This is a genomic window from Odoribacter sp. N15.MGS-14 (genome assembly GCF_000980245.1).
GTDB lineage: Bacteria > Bacteroidota > Bacteroidia > Bacteroidales > Marinifilaceae > Odoribacter > Odoribacter splanchnicus.
This window is the reverse complement of the sequence record NZ_LARE01000013.1, coordinates 1-16445: the sequence shown is the minus strand read 5'-3', so window position 1 is coordinate 16445 and position 16445 is coordinate 1. Positions and strand designations below refer to the sequence as shown.

The window sequence follows — 16445 nt, the reverse complement described above, 5'->3', positions numbered from 1 at the left end:
CTTTCTATTTATAAAGTTCAGACAATCTGTTACCGAATTCCAATTCCACGTCCGGCAACGGTAATACGAAATCTTTCTCCGTCATGGTATAATTTCCGGACTCATCTACTACTTTCCGTCCCAACCGTTTGTAGAAATAAAACAGCTGCCCTTCGCACATAAACTCCCGGCGGGCATCGTTAACAATCACATCTTCCAGCTCTGCGGGTGAATTTGCAATCAAGGCCTCCTTGGCATTCCGGGCATTCCGTAATTTCTGTAATTCTGTTTTAGCTCCATTCAGATCGCTATCCATCAGATATTCACAAACATAATAATACATCTCACTAATCCGAATCATCGGAGCTATCCTCCCCATCTCCTCTTCCGTCATCTCATCAGCATTCTCAGGCTTCACAAATTTGATACAACTGGGCCGATCGAAAGCAGCCAATATTTCATGCTCCATCAGATAGTTCAAACGGTAATCATTGGCACTTCCTTCAAACATCTGTTCACTATTCTTTATCGTCAACCACTTTTTGCTGCTACTATAGCTGGGCGAATAAGGTTCAAACACTTTAGTCATCCGGGGTACATTGAATCCAAAGACGATCTCAGGCCGTAAAATCCGGTTCCGATATTGAATATCGCTAGTAATCTTCCAATAATCGGTAAATTTGAATACTCCCGATTCCAACACAATTTTAGCATAATCGTAAGCCTGTTTTTTGTCCAGTTTATAAGCATATACCCGTGCTAGCAAAGCATTCACAGCATAATAATTCAGACGGAATCCACGATAAGACAAAAATTCATTCCGGTCAGGCATCGGCTGGGTCCACATATACATATCCGAGCCAGTAGTTGCCTGATACAACGGATCAAAAATAGGATCCCGGCCTTCCAGATCGGTAACGGCAGCTTTCAGATCTACAATCACACTATCGATCACTTCACTGACCGTCTTTTGAGGCGACACTTTATTCGAATATTTTGTAATATACGGAATAGCTGTATATCCCGGATCTGCTTTATACGAAGGTGCAAATAAACGCAACAGATCAAAATGGAAAAAAGCCCTTAAAGCCCTGGCTTCTCCATGTAAAATATAATAAGTACGCTCATCCTCAAAAAAATCCGGACCGACTTCCTCCAATCTTTCCAATAAAATATTACAATTGGCAATACAGAAATACAATTCCAGCCACATCTCATCAATTTTAGGCGAAATATTCACATCCTTGTATTGGTACTTGGCCAACTGGGCAAACTCATGTGTCTCGTCCGGAATAGCGTAATACTGAGCCAAAACATCCGTAAATCCGAACAATAAATTATTGGCATACAATTTTTCACCCGAAGCGGTAATATAAATCCCGTTCAATACATCCTTAAATCCCTGAGGAGTAGAAAATATTTTCTTGTCGTTCACCTGTGCCTCCGGAGTAATATCCAACCACGACGTACAGGACTGTGAGAGGACAGCACATCCCAACAGGATTGCAGCTGTCATATTTTTAATTTTTTTGTAACTCATATTCTATTGCATTAAAATTGAACCATTACACCTAAACTCATGCTACGGGCAAATGGATAAGAAATCCCTCTCTCCCGCTTCACTGTCGACAAACGAAACACATCATTCATCATTGCTGTCAAACGAACCATATCAAAACCGATAGGTTTCAGCCATTCTTTCTTCAAATCATAAGACAATGACAAAGATCCCAACTGTAATACATTTTCATCCTGTATAAAACGGGAACTAGCCGGAGTCGTCGACTTATCGTTGATGTCTTTATAAAATGTATGGTCGCCTGGTTTCTGCCAGCGTTGCTCCAATACCCGACGGTCTACATTATCTCTCGGATCAGCATTCTCTACCCGGTTGATCAAGGTCTGGTTGTACACCTGTCCTCCCAGACGATAACTGAAATTCATGTTTAGATTGAGTTGCTTCCAGGTTATATTCGTTCCGAATGCTCCGGTCACTTTCGGTTCTGTATCACCGCACACCACACTCTCTTTCGGATCCCAAACGTACGTATTAGTACCATCCTGACGCTGGAATAACTCTTTTCCGGTAGCGGGGTCGATACCCAACGATTTCATCGCATAAATAGCGGTTGAAGATCTTCCCTCTTTATACCGGACCATCGGCTTGGTTTTATAGTCGTCATTGTTAGCCTGTTCCTGATCGGCTTTATCGTTATAGGAACTCAAAGCATTCGAAATGGATACGATACGATTCTTATTATGAGCCATATTCACAAACAGACTGACATTCCAATCGTTCGATTTATAGACAAAACTCCGTAAAGCCAATTCCACTCCTTCATTTTCCATCTGTCCCAGGTTTTCTTTATAATCAATAAATCCCAGAGAAGTAGGCAAAGTAACACTGCTCAAAAGGTTTTTGGTCTTTTTCAGATAATACCCGAAAGTTACCGTCAACCGATCTTCCCACATGCCGAAATCCAATCCCAAATCGTAAGCAGTCGTCGTTTCCCATTTCAGATTCGGATTCCCTAAAGCCATCAGGGTTGCCCCGATTCCTGTCGCATACCAGCCGTCCTGTATATATTCAAACATCGTCTGAGATTGATAGGGTTGAAAAGAAGCCTTTCCTGTCGTTCCAATAGACCCACGGATCTTCAGTCTGGAAATACCGGTATTTTCCATAAATTTTTCATGGTGTATATTCCAACCCAAACCAACTGCCCAGAAAGGAGAAAATTTAGATTCCGAACCATACATGGACGAACCATCCAAACGAGCCGATAAATCCAATAAATAGCGATTCGCATAAGAATAATTGACATTGGCAAAAAAACCTGCCAATCGGGTTTTTCCCTCACTTCCTCCGGGATGGGTATTGGTAAACTCCTTCGCCAAAGAGATATAATCCATCATCTTGGAAGGGTAACCTCTCACGTCGAAGTTCACACTACGACTACCACTTTCTGTCAGATTGACACCTAATGCCGTATTGACAAAGTGTTTACCCACTCCCAAATAATAAGTCAATACCGAGTTAAAATCCATACTATACGTATTACTCGTCCCGTGGTACCCTTCTCCTTTATTCAACAATCCTTCACCGGACGACAACTCATAACTTTCATACTGCAATGATTCCGGTGAAATAAAAGTCTCCACTTGTTCTTTCTTTTCACCGTAAGAGAAATTGGCCCGCAAACGTAATCCTTGTACGATACTCCATTCCAGACTGAAATTATTGGTCACGTCCAGATACTCGCTTTCATCCCGATTTCCTACCGTTGCTTCATACACAGGGTTCCAAATTTGCTTATTGGTATTTATGTATTGCGTCATCTTACGGATCAGATTACCGTGCTCATCCTGAAAAGGATAATAGGGATTCAACAAGGCATATTGGGAAAAGTCACCATAAGGGGATTCTTTAGATTTTACTTTATTGACAGTCAGATAATTCCTTACTAAAAGTTTATCTTTTAGATTATAAGAAAGTGAAAAACCTAAAGCTCCGCGGTCACGAGCCGATCCTTTCATCACCCCATTGTCTTTATCATACTTAAAATCAATACCATATCTAACCGCTTTATCCCCACCTTCAATGAATATGCTATGCTTTTGATTAAACTCTACCTTCAAAGGCTGAGACAACCAATAGGTATTCACTCCACTCTCAACAAGACTCAGTTTATAATTATAATCTTTATCTTTATTGATCTGCGCATCAGCATTATTATCTTTATACATGCCTATGCTCTTTTCAAAATCCAACTTTTCACGGGCATCCAATAAGTCGTATCCATTTAAATCCGGTATAGCGATAGAAGCAGTAAAATTATAGTTCACCCGCAACTGTCCTTCCGAGGGAGCTTTCGTTTTGATAACAATCACTCCATTCGCTGCCCGAGAACCATAAATAGCCGTTGCCGAAGCATCTTTCAGAATAGTCAACGATTCGATCCGTTCAATATCGAGGTCAAAAATTTTCTCTGCATCTACTTCAAAACCATCCATGATAAACGTAGGCAGATTCGGATTATTTTTCAGATTATCCCGGCTCACTGCTTCCTTTTCAAATTCAGTCAGCCCGATTCCAGAATTTCCCCGAATCGTAAAATCAGCAATCCGGTTAGGATTCGATCCGATGTCTATATTGTCCTCAAAGCGGATAGAAGGATCAAATACAGAAAGTGCCTGAAGCACATTCCCGGTAGTCACCTTCCTTAGCTCGTCCCCTTTCACGGTTACCTGTGCCCCTGTAAAACTATCTTTGTTCTTATTAAAATATCCGGTCACCACCACATCGTCAAGTGCCTTTACATCCTCCTTTAAGACAATCTTATAATCATTCTTATCCGTAATCTTCACCTCCATCGTCTCCATCCCCACAAAAGAAAACAACAAGGCTTGTCCATCAGCCACAGGTAAAGTGATTGTAAACTCTCCCTCTACGCTAGTCACCGTCCCTAAAGAAGTTCCCTTGATAATGACCGTCACTCCCGGTAGCGGATTCCCTTTTTCATCCACCACTTTTCCGGTGATCTTACGACCTTCGGTTGCTGTCACTTCTTTTTTTATCACTACGGCATTTCCGGAAATCTCAAACCAAAGACCAGTATTTTTCAGGCACGTTTTCAAAATCTCATTCACCTCCTTATCCGTTTCCTGTACCGTCAATTGCTTCACTCCTTCAATGTCACGGGTTCCGTACATAAACACAAAATCCGTCTTCTTTTGAATCTCCCAGATCACCTGTTCCAAAGACACATTTTCCAAATCCAAACTGATTCTTACATTATTTTGAGAATGTACTGCTGCATTCAGCTGAAAACAGCTAAACAAAATCAAAAAAAACTTCAGTCTCACCACAAATAAAATTTTAGAGAGTTTTCCCCGGGCGGGAAAAACCATTCCAGGATTTTTTTTCATAAATTTGTTGAATTAAAGTTTAACACACTTTGATTATTTAAGCATGTTCCCGGCCAGTTTCGCAGACCACCGGGAACATTTTTATTTCAAACCCGTATACCCCAAACGTTATATTTTCATTTCTCTATCCTCATATCCCCTTGCCATCCACCCTATTCGTATTCAGTATCATCATCTTTAATTTCATTTTTTCTCCGATATATACAAACAACGGTTTGTCTGCAACACCTCTACTAAATTTGTCTTCTTTATCATATCAACAATCGGTTGCATATCATCATACCTTCCAAACCTTGCACCGATCCGGATTTCTTTAGCTCTTTCGTCTATAAAATGAAATTCCACCCCATACCAACGCCCCAATGTTTTCATAACATTTTCCAATCGTTCATTCCGGAATACAAACGTTCCTTCCTGCCAGGCCACATATTGTTCTACTTCAACCTGCCGTACGGTCGTTTTACCGTCATTTTTCGAATACACGGCCTGCTCTCCCGCCACAATATCCTGATCGTTCACCTTCACTTTTCCTTCCACCAAAGTTGTTACCACCTGCCCTTCATCTGCATATGAACGAACATTAAACGAAGTCCCCAACACCCGTACATTCACCCCATTCATCTTTACTACAAAAGGACGAAGTGCATCTTTAGACACTTTAAAATAAGCCTCTCCACTCAATTCTACCACCCGCTCTGTGCCACGGAATACTACCGGATATTTTAGCCGGCTCTCAGCATTCAAATAAACCCGCGTACCATCAGATAAAGTCAACGTATACTCCATCCCGGTCAAAGTTTCCATCTGATTATAAACAAGCGTATCTTCACCTACTCCGATCTGCCTGTAATCAATCCCCGTAGAATCCTTTTGAATCACAGTACCATCCATCTCTGCCAAAGTAAACCGACCGTCCGGAACAAGCTTTACCACCTTTCCATTTCCTAAGGTTAATTTTGCACTTCGCTTTCCGGAAGGAATACTCTGCTGCACAATAAGGGGCGGCTTTACGGGCACAGCTGTTTTCATCTGAAAATACCAGAATCCACCTCCCAACATCACTAAAATGACAGCAGCATATTTCCACCACCTCCTCCCCCCGGCACGTCTTCCCATAGCCTTATCCAGATTCTTCTCCATTTTTTTCCAGGCCTCTGTAACAGAAAAACGTTCCAACAACTGCTGGTTTTCTTTAAAATCTTCTTCCTGATCCAATCTCTCCGCCAGATTGGTATGCCACACGCTTTCCTGCTTCCAGTTTTCCAACGCCTCCCGCTCTTCCGGCGTAGCAATCCCCATTAAGTTGGCTGCATACTTAGCCGCTATCTGAAAAATATTCATATCCAATCGCATAAAAACATTTTTTAATCTATCCTAAATCAAAAATCGTCAAATAGCTTTCTGCCACTTTCAAAGTCTTTCTATTTACAGATTTAAGCTCCTCATTCCGGATTAATTACATTCATTAAATTTTGAAAAATCTGCTGAAATTTATTGTGTTTTCATTCTTATAACAATCTCAAACGAAAAACGGGGTAGTCAGGATTGAAAAAAATTTATTTATTTACAAGTCTACCCCTTTCTACAAAATCATCCAACCGACCACATTTTACATTCTGCTATTCCAGCCGACCGGATAACCATACGTTGCAGCCAAACCCTGAAAATAAAGAGAGATAATTTCAATACCCGGCCTACGGCACATTTCCGGATATCTATCCATAAAAACAGGAGAATTTAAGCTTGAATCTAAATAAATATACCGTATTTTTGTCCGGTCTCATCCATCGTAACAGAAATGAATATTGAAGAGTTCAGAGCATATTGCTTGTCATTCAAAGGAGTATACGAAAAGATGCCATTTTCAGGAGTTGCCGATAAATACAGCCGTGACGTCCTGTGTTTCTACGTAGCGGATAAATGGTTTTGCTTCGTCAATATCGAAGTTTTCGATTTTTGTTGCCTCAAATGCCAACCCGAAGAATCCGGAGAATTACAAGCCGGATATATTGGAATAAAACCGGGCTGGCATATGAACAAGAAATATTGGATCAGTGTTCACTTTAACCAGGATGTCCCCGATATCATGATAAAAGAACTGGTCGGCAAATCCTACGAAATCGTAGTCCGAAGCCTAAGCAAAAAAGAACGGGAAAAGCTGACCTCAGATGATGATTGATAAGCATATCCATACAGCATCCGGTCAATGTCCCGTCATATTTACAACTTCGCCTATTTGCGGAATAACTACAGGTAGCGAATCTCTATCCCGCATCCTCCGTGCATTCTTCAACGGTTCGTCCCAGGGATGAGTAGCCAAAGCATATTTAGAATGATGAACCGTCAGAATTTTTGCCGCTTTCAATTCCCTGGCTACCGCTGCCATATATCCGGGCATCAGGTGGATATATTTCCACCCTTCGTTGTACTGACCGTTTTCCAGAATAGCCCAGTCGATATCCGGGAAACGCATACCGATTTCAGCGAAATGCGTGTCGTATCCACCATCCCCGCCGATAAAAACTTTACGTCGGGAGCCGGTCACAAGAAATGAGGCCCATAACGAACGGTTGCGGGCCAATCCGCGTCCCGAAAAATGACGAGCCGGCAAACAATGTATCCGGAAGCCGTCATCCAACAGGGCCTGTTCCTCCCAATCCAATTCCACAATCCGCTCCGGAGAAAACCCCCAATACTCGAAATGTTCACCTACCCCCAACGGACATACCACTTTCTGCACACGATCTTTTAAAGCCGTCACTGTCCGGTAATCCAAATGATCCCAATGATCGTGGGTAATGATCAGGTAGTCGATATCGGGCATATCTTCCGGCCGGTACACCTCCGTTCCTTTGAAAGGTTTGTTTACGAACGAAACAGGTGCAGCCGTACAAAATACCGGATCGACAAGTAAACGTTTCCCCTCCATCTGGATCAGATAGGAAGAATGGCCGAACCAAACCAACAGATCTTCTGAGAGGTTCAAGGTCTGTAAATCGGTTTTGATAACAGGCAGAGTACTATCCGGCCTTAGTCCTGCTTGTTTCCTGAATAAAAAGCCCGTCAAATTTTGAAAAAATCCTTTGCCGGAAGTCATCAATACCGTTTCGTGTAAGTTACGAAATTCTCCATCCCGGTAATGGGCCGAGCGTTCGATTCTAGCCAAACGTTCTCCCCGGGGTAAACGACCGAATTGCGGCATATTCACAAATACGACTCCAACTAGAGCCGACAAAACGATAACACTCAAAATCACCCACATCATACGAAATCTTTTTTTACCCATATTTCTCCGACTTATTTTCCCGGCCTTAAACCGCTTTACCCATTTCATTGGTCTGCTTCATATCAAGCAAACCGTTCATTTCTCCCTTTTGCCATAGTCCGGTGACAGCGATCACCCTTTTCCCGCAGGAATTTTCCAGACAAGCCGTACCCCGTAAACAATCGAAAGTACGTTCGATCTTTTCCGGCTCCGTCTCCGCCCTGGTTGCAATGAAATAAGCCACCTGACAGACTCCGAAACCCAAAACCGGCATTTCAATACCGTTCTTCAATTTTATAGTCTTCATATTTTTTCATCTTCCAAATTATAAAGTTTTTCCGACATGACAAAAATACGGGAGACAAACAGGTCGGGAATACACCAATTACGGATTATCCTACCATTTTTACCGATCCGGTACATCCTATGAATCAGGCTATAAAAAAATATTTAAATTTGTATCGAATAAAATACAACAGCCATGAATACCATTCAAAAATTCGACACGATTCATCAGTATAATGAACTTCTAGGACAAGAGACTTTACATCCGCTGGTTAATGTCATCGATCTGGCCAAATCATGCCGTCTACGGCACGGTCTCCATTCTTTCGGCTTTTACACGGTATTTCTGAAAGAAATAAAATGCGGAAACCTTCGGTACGGTTGTAACTATTACGATTATCAGGAAGGAACACTTGTTTTTCTCGCTCCCGGACAGGTCATCGGTGTCGAAGACGACGGTAAAGTCTATCAACCGCAGGGGATGGCCCTGGTCTTTCACCCGGATCTTTTACGGGGAACCACTCTAGGCCGTACGATCAAAGACTATACCTTTTTTTCGTATCAGGTGAACGAAGCCCTTCATCTTTCCGAGCAAGAGCGTCATATCATCATCGACTGTTTCCGTAATATCGAAGAAGAACTGCATCACACCATCGACAAACACAGCCAGCGGTTGATCGTATCCAATATCGAATTATTCCTCAACTATTGTGTCCGTTTCTACGACCGTCAATTCATCACCCGCGAAAATGTCAACAAAGACATTCTCACCCGGTTCGAAAATTTGCTGAACGACTATTTCTATTCCGAAAAACCGGAGAGTTCGGGCCTGCCGACAGTAAAATACTGTGCAGATCAAATGCATCTGTCCGCCAATTATTTCGGCGATCTGATCAAAAAAGAGACCGGGAAAACCGCTTCCGAACATATCCAGACCAAACTGATCGATATCGCAAAAGAAAAAGTATTCGACACCGGCAAAACCATCAGCGAAATCGCTTATGAGCTCGGTTTCCAATATCCGCAACATTTCAGCCGCCTATTTAAGAAAGTGGTAGGAGTCACTCCCAATGAATACCGGATGCTGAATTAACAGCCCTATCGGTTACTCCGATAACATAAAGCCTGAAAGCATCGTAAAAGAGGGAAATACGTCAGATTCCCGCTCCCCCGGGGACTTTCGTCGATTGGACGATGCTTTCCCCGCCCATTGTTATACTTTATCCGCTTTTCAGTTCACCGAAACTTCATTCGTTCTGGTCGGGAGAATTTATAGGACTATCCAAACAGAGGCAGTCCTGTTCCCGACAAGAACGAAAGAATTCGAATCGTTATTTTTCGCTGCCGATACTCTTCCACACGACAGCCGATAAAGCAGCACCGGCAAAAGGAGCGACAATAAACAACCATAACTGTGTCAATGCCTTCCCCCCTTCGAAAAGAGCCGGTCCGATGCTACGGGCAGGATTTACAGAAGTTCCTGTGATAGGGATACAAACGATATGTACCAACACTAACGTCAGTCCGATCGCCAAACCACACATCACCGGTGTTCCCTTCTTGTCATCGGTTACTCCCAAAACAACCAGCACAAAGATGAAAGTAAAGATCATTTCGGCCAAAAAAGCGGTCAAGGCAGAAGTAGTCCCCGCATATGAATTTGCTCCGGTCATTGTCCCCGCCGGGTCGACAGCATAGCCTTGCACAAAAACATACAAAATAGCCGAACCGATAATAGCTCCGATAACCTGAAAGACCATATACATCAGGGCTTCACCACCTTTCATCCGCCCCGATAACCAACACCCCAAGGTTATCGCCGGATTAATATGACATCCGGATATTCCACCAATTGCATAAGCCATCGCTACAACCGATAAACCAAAAGCAAAAGCAACCGTCAAGACTTGGGCTGTCGTCCCGCATCCACCGTTAAATATGGCACAACCACAACCCATTAACACCAGAACCATCGTTCCGATCATTTCAGAAATGTACTTTTTCATAACCACGCTATTTAAAAACACTTCCTCAAAAGTAGTGAATTTTTCTTTAATTTATCACAACATTTTCCAACCGGATACCGGCTTTTGAACCGGCTTCGGCAACAATACCGGTTCTTACCGGCTCATCACCCGATCGGACCGGAATATCAATGACAATCACAACGTGATGACGAGATATAATTTCATCTCTAACCAGAAAACTATCCGAAGCCGGAAAAGAAAGTCGGTTTTCTGAATTTCTGCCTTATGAAACGATTTAAAAAGTCAAACTAGATTTTCGTACACAATTCGGCAATCCGTATAATCAGCTGTACGGCTTTTTCCATTGCATAAACGGGTATATATTCATAGCGCCCGTGAAAATTATGTCCTCCCGTAAAAAGATTCGGAGTAGGTAACCCCATAAACGACAACCGTGCCCCATCCGTACCTCCCCGGATCGGCACGATCAACGGCTTGATATTCAACTCCTGCATGGCTTGCTTTGCAATATCGATAATGTAGTGAACCGGTTCGATCTTTTCACGCATATTGCTATACTGATCCTTCAATTCCAACTCGATTTTCAACCCAAAACGTTTGGAAAATTCACGCACCCCGTTCTCGATCGTATTTTTGCGCCATTCAAAACGTTCCCGGTCAAAATCACGGATCAGGATTTCGATCTCGGTAGTTTCCACATCTCCCTTTATCGAATACACATGGAAAAAACCTTCGTAACCGGAAGTATTTTCAGGCACTTCTTTTTTAGGCAGACTAGCCATAAACTCATTGGCTACAGCAATCGAATTGACCATTTTATTCTTCGCATACCCGGGATGAATATTCCGTCCTTTGAAAACGATCCGGGCATTAGCGGCATTAAAATTCTCAAATTCCAATTCTCCGATCTCTCCTCCATCCATCGTATAGGCAAACTTAGCCCCGAATTTTTTTACATTAAAATGATCGGGCCCTTCCCCTATTTCCTCATCGGGAGTGAAACAGATGCATATTTTACCGTGTTTAACTTCGGGGTGTCCGATCAAATATTCGGCTGCGGTCAAAATCTCGGCGATTCCGGCTTTATCGTCAGCACCCAACAAGGTATTCCCATCTGTAGTGATCAATGTTTGCCCCACATAATTCATCAATTCCGGAAATTCCTCCGTCGAAAGTACGATTCCCTTCTCTTTGTTCAGCACAATATCATTGCCCGCATAATTCTCGATAATCCGGGGGTTCACATGCCTGCCACTCATTTCGGGGCTGGTATCCATATGGGCGATAAACCCGATAGCCGGTGTTTCCCGTTCCACAGTAGAAGGTATAACTCCCATCACATAGCCGAATTCATCCAGTTCCACCTCCTGGATACCTATAGCTTCCATCTCTTCCTTCAATACATGGGCAAACTCCATCTGTCCCGGTGTACTGGGATTCAATCCCGTATTCGGGTCTGACTGAGTACCATAACCTACATACTTCAAAAAACGGTCAGTAACATTCATCATAAAAAGCAAAAAAGCTAAAAGTAAAAAGCTATAAGCTAAAAACAGCAAACTTACCTGCCTTTAGCTTTTAGCTTTTTACATATTACATTAATAGGCTTTCGCAATCAACACTCTCCGATGAGACGGTTTACCGGTCACCATATCTTTTCCTTCTTCTTCAGGGCTATCGAAAGGAATACAACGGATCGTCGCTTTGGTATCGGCTTTTATCTTTTCTTCAGTTTCTGCAGTACCATCCCAATGACAAAGGAAAAATCCGCCTTTACTTTCCAGCAGATTTTTAAATTCATCGTACGAATCCACTTTAGTGATCATACTATTACGGAAATCCAATGCTTTCTTATAAATATTTTCCTGGATATCCTCTAACAATTTTTCTATATGTCCGACAATACCCTCCAAAGGCAAAGTTTCTTTCGTCAAAGTATCGCGGCGAGCCACTTCGATGGTACCGTTTTCCAAATCCCGTTCTCCCATCGCTAAACGCACAGGCACACCTTTCAATTCGTAATCGGCAAATTTCCAACCCGGTTTCTGGGTATCGCGATCGTCATATTTTACGGAGATTCCTTTAGCTCTCAGTTTTTCGATCAGCCCCTGTACTTTATCGCTGATTTTTTTCAATCCTTCGGCCCCTTTATAGATCGGCACGATAACCACCTGCAAAGGTGCTAATTTCGGAGGCAATACCAAACCGTTATCATCCGAATGGGCCATGATCAGGGCACCCATCAAACGGGTCGATACCCCCCACGAAGTTGCCCACACGTATTCGAGTTTTCCCTCAGCATTGGTGAACTGTACATCGAAAGCTTTGGCAAAATTCTGTCCGAGGAAGTGCGAAGTACCGGCTTGTAAAGCTTTTCCATCCTGCATCAGAGCTTCGATCGTAAAGGTTTCCAGGGCACCTGCAAACCGCTCGCTCTCACTCTTCGAGCCCATAATGACGGGAACAGCCATCCAATTTTGTGCAAAATCGGCATACACCCTCACCATCTTATTGGCCTCTTCCAACGCCTCTTCTTTCGTAGCATGGGCTGTATGTCCTTCCTGCCACAAAAATTCAGCCGTACGCAAAAACATCCGGGTACGCATTTCCCAACGCATCACATTAGCCCACTGATTACACAAAATCGGCAGATCCCGATAGGATTGTATCCAGTTTTTATAAGTATTCCAGATGATGGTCTCCGAAGTCGGACGAATGATATACTCTTCTTCCAATTTTGCTGCCGGATCGACAACAACTCCTCCTCCGTTCGGGTCATTTTTCAAGCGATAATGCGTCACAACAGCACATTCTTTTGCAAACCCCTCGACATGATCGGCTTCCTTAGAGAAAAAAGATTTGGGAATCAACAACGGGAAATAAGCATTGACATGCCCTGTTTGTTTAAACATATCGTCCAACTGACGCTGGATCTTCTCCCAGATCGCATATCCGTAAGGCTTGATCACCATACATCCTCTCACTACGGATTGTTCGGCCAAACCGGCTTTTACCACTAATTCATTATACCATTGTGAGTAATCTTCGCTTCTTGATGTTAAAAACTTGCCCATCTTCTTATTATTTGATAAAACGGGAGCAAATTTAAGGAAAAAAATAGTAGATGTGACCGAATTTGATTATTTTTATTCCATGATCGGCAACAGGTTAAAAAAGAATTATAAAAACAATAGCAAATTTTTTCTTGGTATACTTTTTGATATTAATAATAAAACGAATAAATAAAACAACATGAAATTTTCTTTATACATAGCAGGTCTTGCTTTTATAATAGTATCCTGTTCCACTACCCGGAATTTCAGCTCTATTATGGAGGACGATATCTATTACGTCCCCGGGAAAAAAGCGCTGGCTATCCGGGAAGTAGAAAATCTTACCGGACATGATATCGGGACCGAACAACCGGTCGATCCGACTGTCTTAGCCGGGGAAATCTCCCGTTCAGCAGGTAGCAGTACACCGCCTGCCACCTTCTCGAGTAGTAACAACACGAAGATCAATGCCCGTAGCGGGCAATTGGAGCAAGTGAATATCCAAAGCTTGACCCGGGAAGCAGAAGAGAAGCTTGCCAACAATGAAGAGATCAATATGACCTTGTACGAAAATACCGGATACTGGATCGGAGGCTACCGGGGCCCGGCCAGCGATTTGGCAGAAATACAACGGATCATCAACATGTATCCCGAAGGATTCGCCAATTTCAGCAATGGGCAGGAAATAGCCCTCAACCTTTCGTTCGATTCGGATTGGAATGTCTATACAGATAACGGACGTTACTGGTGGTTTCCGTCCAATACGAATATCAATTTATATTCTTCCCTGCTTTTCGGTACTTATCCGAAATATATCTGGACCATCGTATGGAACAATCCCCGCTTCGACAGTTGGGCTTTCGACGCTACTTTCAACAACCGTTTCAACTGGAGTCTGAATCTGGGTTGGGGCGGTCCGGGCTGGAGCATCGGATTCGGATGGAATTCAGGCTGGTACGATCCTTGGTACGGAGGTTGGTACGATCCCTGGTATCGCCCCTGGTACGGTGGTTACTATCCGGGATGGGGTTATCCACACTGGCATCACCCACATTGGGGACATCCCGGTTGGGATTATCCGCACTGGGGCGGTGGAAGCGGTCATTATCCCAACAGGCCCAACCGGCCTCATTGGGCAGGACAACGGCCTGGATTCGGAGGCGGAGTAAGCGGCATACGCCCAAACGGAAATCGGCCCAACAGCAACAATGGGTTGAACCGCCCGAACAGCACCCGTCCGGGTACAGGAAGTGCGTTACGCCCGGGCACCAGCAACTCTTTACGGCCAGGAACAGGAACAACCACCCGTCCGGGCAGTTCAACCGGAACGATTAACCGTCCGAGCACAACACGCCCCAATACTTCCGGTATCAACCGGCCGACAGGTACGACACGTCCGAATACGACAACTACCCGCCCAGGAACGATCACCCGGCCGAATACAGGCTCGAATATACGCCCGGGAACCAATACGTCCAGCCCCTCACAATGGGGAACACGTCCGGTAACCCGGCCGTCGACAACCACCCGGCCGTCGACAACGACAACGCGGCCATCAACGACGACTAACCGGCCATCTACCACAACCCGGCCTTCAACCACTACGAACAACCGGTATACCCGTCCGTCCGGTAGCGGTTCAGGTAATGTAAAAACTTATAATCGTCCTCAAAATAGTTACAGACCGACTTATAATAACAACAGTTCTTCGAACTATGTTCCCCGGAGATCTTCATCGGCCTCCCGAAGTTCGGGTAGCAGTTATACCCCTTCCCGAAGTTCAGGTAGCAGCTATTCGCCTTCCCGGAGTTCATTGCCTTCCCGGAGTTCGGGTGGTTCCTCCCGGGGCACAGTAAATCGTCCAACTAGAAGATAAACTTAAACCAGCACATCATGAAAAAAGTAATCATATTATCCGTTCTTCTGGGATTCACATTTGCTTCACAAGCCCAGACTTTCGAGGATGCCGTACAATTTTCAAGGACACAGAACTGGGGAACAGCCCGTTCGGCAGGTATGGCGGGTGCCTTCGGAGCTTTGGGGGGTGATCTGTCTACCCTAAGTTCTAACCCGGCCGGTATCGGCGTTTTCAGGAAATCGGAAATCTCCATTACGCCCAGTTTAAATTTTGCCAACACCAAGGCTACCGACTATAGTCCTAAAGATAATTCTTTCCAATTGGGAGATCTGGGAGCTGTATTCGCTTTTTATTCTCCCAACTTCGACTGGAAAGGCATCAATTTCGGTATCAATTATACCAATTTGAATAATTTCAACCGAAAAACCGATCAGGTGATCTGGAACTCCTCCACCTCTTTGCTGGACGTATTGGCCGCAAGCAGCGGAGATTATCCCTCCGACGAATTGAATTCTTTCAGCAGCTATCTGGCTTATCAATGTTACCTGATCAACCGGAACGAGGATGAAGAAGATCCTAATTTCGGCTACTATCACTCTATCCTCCATAATGGAGAAATTGTGGCCCAGACCAAACGCATGAAAGAAGACGGTAACCAGGGAGAATATGCTTTTTCTTTCGGTACCAATTATAAAGACAAATTGTACCTGGGATTGACCATCGGTATTCAGTCCATTTGGTATAAAATGCATTCCGGGTATACGGAAGCTCCCCCCGAAAATTCACCCAGTGGATTAGATTATTATACTTATTATGAATATAAGAAAATGAATGGAGTGGGTACCAATCTGAAATTCGGGGTAATTTATCGTCCTATCCCGGAAATCCGGTTAGGAGCTGCCATCCATACCCCGACCTGGTACAATATGAATTACAGCATGGCCACTTCGATATACTCGTCTTTCTATACGTCACAAGATCCGTCAAATGGCAGAGAGGGCTACGAGTTCGATTTTTACAGTCCGGACTATTCGGTAGATTTTAATATGCGTACCCCCTGGCGGGCTATGTTAAGCATGGCCACGGTA

General features: G+C 43.7%; 11 protein-coding genes and 1 pseudogene. 4 read left to right on the top strand and 8 right to left on the bottom strand.

Annotated features, from left to right (window positions below; all coding sequences use genetic code 11):
- Window positions 1-4: 4 nt before the first annotated feature.
- The 3 genes from WS34_RS04715 to WS34_RS04705 all read right to left on the bottom strand — a co-directional run bounded on the left by WS34_RS04715 (window position 5) and on the right by WS34_RS04705 (window position 6261).
- Complete coding sequence (locus tag WS34_RS04715) at window positions 5-1519, bottom strand: RagB/SusD family nutrient uptake outer membrane protein (protein WP_022159985.1); 1515 nt, start codon at window positions 1517-1519, stop codon at window positions 5-7.
- Window positions 1520-1530: 11 nt separating this feature from the next.
- A complete protein-coding gene (locus tag WS34_RS04710) occupies window positions 1531-4908 on the bottom strand; it encodes a SusC/RagA family TonB-linked outer membrane protein (protein ID WP_286693630.1) in 3378 nt (1125 codons plus the stop codon).
- A gap of 183 nt (window positions 4909-5091) precedes the next feature.
- Window positions 5092-6261, bottom strand: coding sequence for a FecR family protein (locus tag WS34_RS04705; RefSeq protein ID WP_013611392.1), 1170 nt, complete (start codon window positions 6259-6261; stop codon window positions 5092-5094).
- Between the two features lie 445 nt (window positions 6262-6706).
- Here WS34_RS04705 and WS34_RS04700 point away from each other — a divergent pair, with 445 nt between their 5' ends.
- On the top strand, window positions 6707-7087 hold the full coding sequence (locus tag WS34_RS04700; protein ID WP_046403450.1) for an MmcQ/YjbR family DNA-binding protein: 381 nt from the start codon (window positions 6707-6709) through the stop codon (window positions 7085-7087).
- Between the two features lie 24 nt (window positions 7088-7111).
- Here WS34_RS04700 and WS34_RS04695 read toward each other — a convergent pair whose 3' ends face one another.
- Window positions 7112-8194, bottom strand: coding sequence for an MBL fold metallo-hydrolase (locus tag WS34_RS04695; RefSeq protein ID WP_046403447.1), 1083 nt, complete (start codon window positions 8192-8194; stop codon window positions 7112-7114).
- Between the two features lie 25 nt (window positions 8195-8219).
- On the bottom strand, window positions 8220-8480 hold the full coding sequence (locus tag WS34_RS04690) for a hypothetical protein (protein WP_195305619.1): 261 nt from the start codon (window positions 8478-8480) through the stop codon (window positions 8220-8222).
- Window positions 8481-8654: 174 nt separating this feature from the next.
- Between WS34_RS04690 and WS34_RS04685 the strand changes: the two genes are divergently transcribed.
- The gene (locus WS34_RS04685; RefSeq protein WP_013611395.1) at window positions 8655-9551 is read left to right on the top strand and encodes a helix-turn-helix domain-containing protein; all 897 of its coding nucleotides are present in this window, start codon (window positions 8655-8657) and stop codon (window positions 9549-9551) included.
- A gap of 238 nt (window positions 9552-9789) precedes the next feature.
- Here WS34_RS04685 and WS34_RS04680 read toward each other — a convergent pair whose 3' ends face one another.
- The 3 genes from WS34_RS04680 to proS all read right to left on the bottom strand — a co-directional run bounded on the left by WS34_RS04680 (window position 9790) and on the right by proS (window position 13520).
- Entirely contained in the window at window positions 9790-10464 is a 675-nt protein-coding gene (locus WS34_RS04680; protein WP_046403444.1) for an MIP family channel protein, read from the bottom strand.
- 269 nt (window positions 10465-10733) lie between these two features.
- Window positions 10734-11954 (bottom strand): peptidase T, encoded by a 1221-nt coding sequence (gene pepT, locus WS34_RS04675; protein ID WP_286693633.1) that lies wholly within the window; start codon window positions 11952-11954, stop codon window positions 10734-10736.
- A gap of 90 nt (window positions 11955-12044) precedes the next feature.
- Complete coding sequence (gene proS, locus WS34_RS04670) at window positions 12045-13520, bottom strand: proline--tRNA ligase (protein ID WP_013611398.1); 1476 nt, start codon at window positions 13518-13520, stop codon at window positions 12045-12047.
- Between the two features lie 178 nt (window positions 13521-13698).
- On the opposite strand from proS, the gene WS34_RS04660 reads away from it, so the two are divergent.
- Together WS34_RS04660 and WS34_RS04655 are read left to right on the top strand one after the other, a co-directional pair.
- The gene (locus tag WS34_RS04660; RefSeq protein ID WP_046403438.1) at window positions 13699-15375 is read left to right on the top strand and encodes a hypothetical protein; all 1677 of its coding nucleotides are present in this window, start codon (window positions 13699-13701) and stop codon (window positions 15373-15375) included.
- Window positions 15376-15392: 17 nt separating this feature from the next.
- A pseudogene (locus tag WS34_RS04655) lies at window positions 15393-16445 on the top strand (hypothetical protein); the annotation flags it as partial.

Bases quoted from the DNA above. Each gene is read 5' to 3' on its own strand.
- WS34_RS04715 (WP_022159985.1), bottom strand. From the start codon at position 1,519: ATGAGTTACAAAAAAATTAAAAATATGACAGCTGCAATCCTGTTGGGA.
- WS34_RS04685 (WP_013611395.1), top strand. From the start codon at position 8,655: ATGAATACCATTCAAAAATTCGACACGATTCATCAGTATAATGAACTT.
- WS34_RS04705 (WP_013611392.1), bottom strand. From the start codon at position 6,261: ATGCGATTGGATATGAATATTTTTCAGATAGCGGCTAAGTATGCAGCC.
- WS34_RS04680 (WP_046403444.1), bottom strand. From the start codon at position 10,464: ATGAAAAAGTACATTTCTGAAATGATCGGAACGATGGTTCTGGTGTTA.
- pepT (WP_286693633.1), bottom strand. From the start codon at position 11,954: ATGAATGTTACTGACCGTTTTTTGAAGTATGTAGGTTATGGTACTCAG.
- WS34_RS04695 (WP_046403447.1), bottom strand. From the start codon at position 8,194: ATGGGTAAAAAAAGATTTCGTATGATGTGGGTGATTTTGAGTGTTATC.
- proS (WP_013611398.1), bottom strand. From the start codon at position 13,520: ATGGGCAAGTTTTTAACATCAAGAAGCGAAGATTACTCACAATGGTAT.
- WS34_RS04690 (WP_195305619.1), bottom strand. From the start codon at position 8,480: ATGAAGACTATAAAATTGAAGAACGGTATTGAAATGCCGGTTTTGGGT.
- WS34_RS04710 (WP_286693630.1), bottom strand. From the start codon at position 4,908: ATGAAAAAAAATCCTGGAATGGTTTTTCCCGCCCGGGGAAAACTCTCT.
- WS34_RS04660 (WP_046403438.1), top strand. From the start codon at position 13,699: ATGAAATTTTCTTTATACATAGCAGGTCTTGCTTTTATAATAGTATCC.
- WS34_RS04700 (WP_046403450.1), top strand. From the start codon at position 6,707: ATGAATATTGAAGAGTTCAGAGCATATTGCTTGTCATTCAAAGGAGTA.